This window comes from Methylobacterium sp. GXF4 (assembly GCF_000272495.1).
Lineage (GTDB): Bacteria > Pseudomonadota > Alphaproteobacteria > Rhizobiales > Beijerinckiaceae > Methylobacterium > Methylobacterium brachiatum.
Window position 1 is genome coordinate 1 of sequence record NZ_AKFK01000032.1, and the last position, 5040, is coordinate 5040.

The window sequence follows — 5040 nt, forward strand, 5'->3', positions numbered from 1 at the left end:
CAGGTCCATAACAGCCTCTAGATGTGCCCCGCCCAGCGCGGCAGGCGGTTCGACGGTCGATAGGGGTGAATCTACCACCGTTGCCGAGCCGCCCCCCCCCGCAAGAGTGTGTGACTTCCGTGGCTTCCCGATCCACCCTCGCAACCCCGGCGAATGTGTCGGTTAGGGTCTAGCGACGGCGTCGCGGACCGCATCAGCCCGACGGTATCGATCGATCCTTCCGACTGCCTTGCGCACATCGCTTGTCGACCGCGACGCTGCACATTCGATGCGACTCTCGCGGCTTGCCACCGGGGCTCGCGCTTGTCCTCCGGACCCTTGAACACCTCTGGTCGACCCGTCCGCTTCCCGGTGGGGTTAGCGCGAAACCGATGATCGGGCGCGGATCACCCCTCCACGAGCGCTTCATCCCGAGCCCCGTCGTCTCACAGGTCGGTCACGCCCTCGTCACGGCCGGCTCCATCCGGCGCTGAAGGAGGTACCTCCACGCACTGAACTGGCATCCGCGGCGGTGCAGGGCGCGCCGGCCAATCTCAGAAGACCGTTCAGACGGCGACACAATCGTGTGGCAAGGGCAGCAGGCACATCCTGGCGCGGTGTCGTCCGGCGCGCCGACCCGCCGGGAGGGCGGCGATCGGCTCCCTGCCGTTTGACGCCCGCACGAACATGGATCCCGCATACCCCGATGCCAGCGGGCATGGCCGGTCCGTCACCCCGCCTCTCGCATCTTCGACGCGATGAGCGCTTCGACGATTTCGATCTGGTGCTGCACCATCGCGAACCGGGTTCCGCTGGCGGCCCCGTCGCCCAGGACGAAGGTGCCCTTCTGCCTGCGCGTGTCCCGCAGTTTCCTCACGGAAGTGACGATGTTCAATCGCTCCTCGACGAGCGCGGCCAGCAGCTCGTTCAACCCATCCAGTTCCAATTGGTCCGGCATGCTGGGCTCTGATCTCCGGAGTACCGATCTGTGCGCCCCCGTCGCCCTCGGGGATTCATGCCGCACCAAATAAACATAAACGCTCGTGGCCCCATCCGGGACACCTTCGCGACGGGTTCGCGCAAAGCCAAGCCTTCTCGGGCACGACCTGGTTCAGCCGATGCCTTCAACCGGGCGGCAGCAACCCCGACCCGCTGTTACGGTGCGCGATCGGAGGATGCCAGCCGTCAGACGCCGAGACGATGGCGCTGAAGATCAGTTATGTCTCCTCAGCCGGCGCAGCGGTCGGCGGATCGCGCGTTGATCGGACGCAGAGGCGCCTGACGCGAATCAAGGAGCTGCCCACCTCTCGGGGCGATGTACCCGCCCCCGGCGCATCGGGGCCCCGCTGGCGATCAAACGGCGCGGCCGACATGCACACTTCCGAGCTCACCGCCCGCGCCGCATCGGCCACGCGACGGGCCTGTCGAGCATCGCAGAAGGTTTCTCAGGGCTTCATCGCAGCCGCTGACGCCGCCAGCCCCCATCGGACGAGGTCCTGAGCCTCCGTCGCCGTCCGCGCTTCGGCGTAGCAACGCAGCTCAGGCGCGTTGCCGGAAGCGCGGAAGTGGATTGTGCCTCCGCCATCCAGCCCGATCCGAATCCCGTCCTGCCGGTCGACCGATTGCGGCGCACCGATCGGGCTCAGAAATGCTCGCAGGGACGCCTCGTCGCCGAGCCGCCCGAGAAAAGCGCCGCTGCGCTCCGCCGGCGTGTCGGGCAAGCGGTCGCTCGCCATCTCGCCGACGTCGAGCGCGGCGATCAGGTCGGCCAACGCCACACCGGCCGAGCGCGCGGCGGCGAGCGTGGCCAGAATGGGCAGCATCGCATCGCGCGTCGGCAGCGCCGGCAGGACCGCGCCGCCGATCGCGACATCCGATCCGAGCATGAAGCCACCGTTGGCCTCAAAGCCCGCGACGACGCGGGCCCCGTCGCGCCGCGCCTGCTCCATGCCGGCGATCACGAACGGCGAGCCGACCCGGGTCCGGACCACCTGCCCGAAGCCGCCGGAGCGCTCAAGCGCCGACCCAGCCGTGACCGGCACCGCGACCGCGTCGACGCCGAGGTAGCGGGCGGTGATCAGGCCGAGCACGTCGCCGCGCACGATTCGTCCGGTGCCATCCGCAACCAGGGGTCGGTCGGCATCGCCGTCGGTGGTTACGAGCGCGTCGAACGCGCCGGACGTCATGGCCTGGCGGATGAAGGCGATGTCTTCTGGCCGGTGCGCCTCGGTGTCGATCGGCACGAAGCGGTCCGATCGGCCGATCGGTTTAGGGCGCGCTCCGAGCGCCCCGAGCAGGTCGACTAGGAGGTCGCGGGCGACCGAGCTCTGCTGGTAGACCGCGACGCGCATGCCCGACAGGGTGTCCGGGGCGAAAGCGTCGCTGTAGCGCCGCCGGTAGCGAGCGATCGCGTCGGGCTCGGGAGTGACCGGGAGAGCCGGCGCGCCATCGACCGCGTCCGCGACCGGCCCGAGGGCCGCCAGGATGGCGGCCTCGTCGGCTTTGGTGATCTCGCCATCGGGCCGGTAGAATTTTAAGCCGTTGCGATCCTCCGGGATGTGGCTGCCCGTGACCATGACGGCGTAGGCGCCCCGCTGCATCGCTTCGAGCGCCAGGGCGGGGGTCGGCAGTGCTCCGCAGTCGATCGCCTCGAAGCCCGCCGCCGCCGCGGCCGCGGCCACGGTCGCGGCGATGCCCGGGCTACTCGCGCGCAGATCCCGCCCAATCACGACGCCGCGGCCGCCGCCCGCGGCGACGGACCGGAAGAACGCGTCGGCGTAGGCGTGGCTCGGCGCTCCAACGAGGTCCGTCACGAGCCCCCGCAGACCGCTCGTTCCAAATTTCAGGCTGCTCACGATATCCCCATCAGCGTCGGCGCTGGGCTGCGCTCGAACCTAGGGTGCCGCAGATCGCGCGCCGTCACAACGCGCGGCCTCGCGGCGCGGGCTTGTCCCGGGGGTGGTCCGAGAGTCGTCGGGAGTGCTCATGCGGGTGTTTCACGGCATGTCCCGCACCGAGAACGTCCCTGCCGGGCGTGTGCCGGGCGAGCAGATCGGCGCGGAACACGCACGTCTGATGAAGAGCGCGCCGTGTGCCGAACGCTCTCGGGTCGGCCGCCCCACGCCCCCATGATTCGCGGCCCGCCCAGCCCGACCTCTGGCATCGGCCAGCCATTGAAGACCCCCACCATCGCGGACAAGCTGCTGCTTCTGATCGCGGATTACGAATCGCTGAACAGGACGGCGGTGATCGGGCGGTTGAAGGAAGAGGCCGGCCGGAACCGACCGCGGGCGAAGACTGAGGACGCGATCGGCGAGACGCTCATCGGCCCCGTCGCGGACAGTTGGCTGGAGTTCGATGACGCCTGACGCCACTGGATCGTCAGCCCTGGCGGCGCTCTCGATCCGTCGGCAGATCATGAAGCCGTCCTGACGACGGCCTCGCCGGGCAGGTCGGGAGTCGAGAGGACGCCGATACCGGTCGGGGCTACCCCCGCCAGCGAAGCCCGTCACCCAACACCGGACGCAGGTGACCCGTTCGCGACGTCGGATGAGTCCGATGGGTCCGGGGCGGCTGAGTACGGGGCGATCGCCGACCCGACCCGGTGGGAGAGATCGGAGCCGAACGGCGATACGCGTTCTCTGAGCGGGAAACCGTCCCCCGTCCCCACGACCGCGCGGCGAGTACGGGATTGGAAGGCCGCGTCGGCCAGTGTCTCGTCGACCTCCGAGCCCCCGTTAGAGCGCCGTCCGAATGTCGCCATCATGATGGCTACTGAGGGCGCGTCCATCCTCCCTTAGCCCGTCGAACTGCGGCGCGCTCGCGGAGGCGACGGGGGTTTGAGCGCGAGATCGGCCGGCGCCCGGCGAGTCCTGACGCGGGCGGATCCACGGGAACACGTATGACGATCGATGCACCCGAGTCCGCCGCCGACGCCGAGAAGCGAAAACTCGTCCGCCACCTCGATACCTTCGACGCGAACATCAGGTTTCCGGCACCGTATGTCGGTTTCGCCGGCAGACCCTCGTCGCAGATCTTCGACCACGGCTGGCACTACGACGCGCTCGGGTACCGCAACGATGCCACGATCGGGCCGCGGAGCGCGAATGAGACCCTGCGAGTGCTGATCGTGGGCGATAGCACGATGGTCGACGGCGTCACCGCGGGTGACACCGTACCCGGCCGTATCCAGACGGCGCTGCGCGCGAGGACCGGGGCGGGCGCCCACGTCTACAATTTCGGCGCCATATCCAGCTGCATGAATCAGATGATCATGCTGACGACCACGAAACTCATCGACATGGACGCGGACGCGATCGTCATCTTGGCCGGTGGAACCGATGTCTTCCAGCCTTGGACCTTCGATCCTCGGCCAGGATACCCGTACAACATGTTCGCCGTCGAGGGGATCTACGACGAGCTATTCTCCCAAACCCGGCTCCGCGGCGACTTGGATGATCTCGGTCAAGCCGCGATGCAGGATTTGATCTTCACGCGGCTGCGCAACCTGCGGGCGGTGACGCGCTGGAAGGATCCCGCCTGGGAGTGGGAGGTCGTCAGGCACTTCGAACTCGCGGTCGATCGCATCGGCAGGCTGGCCAAGGGGATCGGCATCCCAATCCATATCATCCTGCAACCGATGGTCGTGCGCAAAGCGCAGCTCACTGAGACCGAGCGGACCTTCGCGTCGAGCGAATTTCTAGCCTATCTGGACCGGCAATACGGACGGATCAAAACGGTCGTCGGAGAGTATCACGGTAAATTCGGGGCGCGGCCGTCTTTCCGCATCCACGATCTCAGCGATATTTTCTTTGAGACCGAGCAGCCGATTTTCACCGATATCGTCCATTACAACGATGTCGGCCGGCAGATGATGGCCGAAGCGGTGGCGTCGTGCCTCGACCTCGGCCCGGCAGACTGACCCGCGGCCGGCCGATCGATTCTTGACTTGGAAGGGGAACTGCCCCCGACGGCATCGGCTGCGCCCTGCCGACTTGACGTCACCTCGATGGCAGCCCTAGCAGCCGGGCAGGAACGGGTCGGGACGGTTTCATGACGGGC

4 protein-coding genes are annotated in these 5040 nt (G+C 67.9%); 2 read left to right on the forward strand and 2 right to left on the reverse strand.

Going from position 1 to position 5040, the window contains the following annotated elements; genetic code table 11:
* Positions 1-709: 709 nt before the first annotated feature.
* Together WYO_RS04040 and WYO_RS04045 are read right to left on the reverse strand one after the other, a co-directional pair.
* Positions 710-937, reverse strand: a complete 228-nt coding sequence (locus WYO_RS04040) for a hypothetical protein (protein ID WP_007559360.1) — start codon at positions 935-937, stop codon at positions 710-712.
* Between the two features lie 487 nt (positions 938-1424).
* Positions 1425-2834, reverse strand: a complete 1410-nt coding sequence (locus tag WYO_RS04045; RefSeq protein ID WP_007559361.1) for a phosphomannomutase — start codon at positions 2832-2834, stop codon at positions 1425-1427.
* Positions 2835-3107: 273 nt separating this feature from the next.
* Here WYO_RS04045 and WYO_RS04050 point away from each other — a divergent pair, with 273 nt between their 5' ends.
* Together WYO_RS04050 and WYO_RS04055 are read left to right on the forward strand one after the other, a co-directional pair.
* Positions 3108-3347, forward strand: coding sequence for a hypothetical protein (locus tag WYO_RS04050; RefSeq protein WP_007559363.1), 240 nt, complete (start codon positions 3108-3110; stop codon positions 3345-3347).
* Positions 3348-3880: 533 nt separating this feature from the next.
* On the forward strand, positions 3881-4900 hold the full coding sequence (locus tag WYO_RS04055; protein ID WP_007559365.1) for a hypothetical protein: 1020 nt from the start codon (positions 3881-3883) through the stop codon (positions 4898-4900).
* Positions 4901-5040 lie beyond the last annotated feature (140 nt).

Coding starts and splice junctions, on each gene's coding strand:
- WYO_RS04040 (WP_007559360.1), bottom strand. CDS start 937: ATGCCGGACCAATTGGAACTGGATGGGTTGAACGAGCTGCTGGCCGCG.
- WYO_RS04050 (WP_007559363.1), top strand. CDS start 3,108: ATGATTCGCGGCCCGCCCAGCCCGACCTCTGGCATCGGCCAGCCATTG.
- WYO_RS04055 (WP_007559365.1), top strand. CDS start 3,881: ATGACGATCGATGCACCCGAGTCCGCCGCCGACGCCGAGAAGCGAAAA.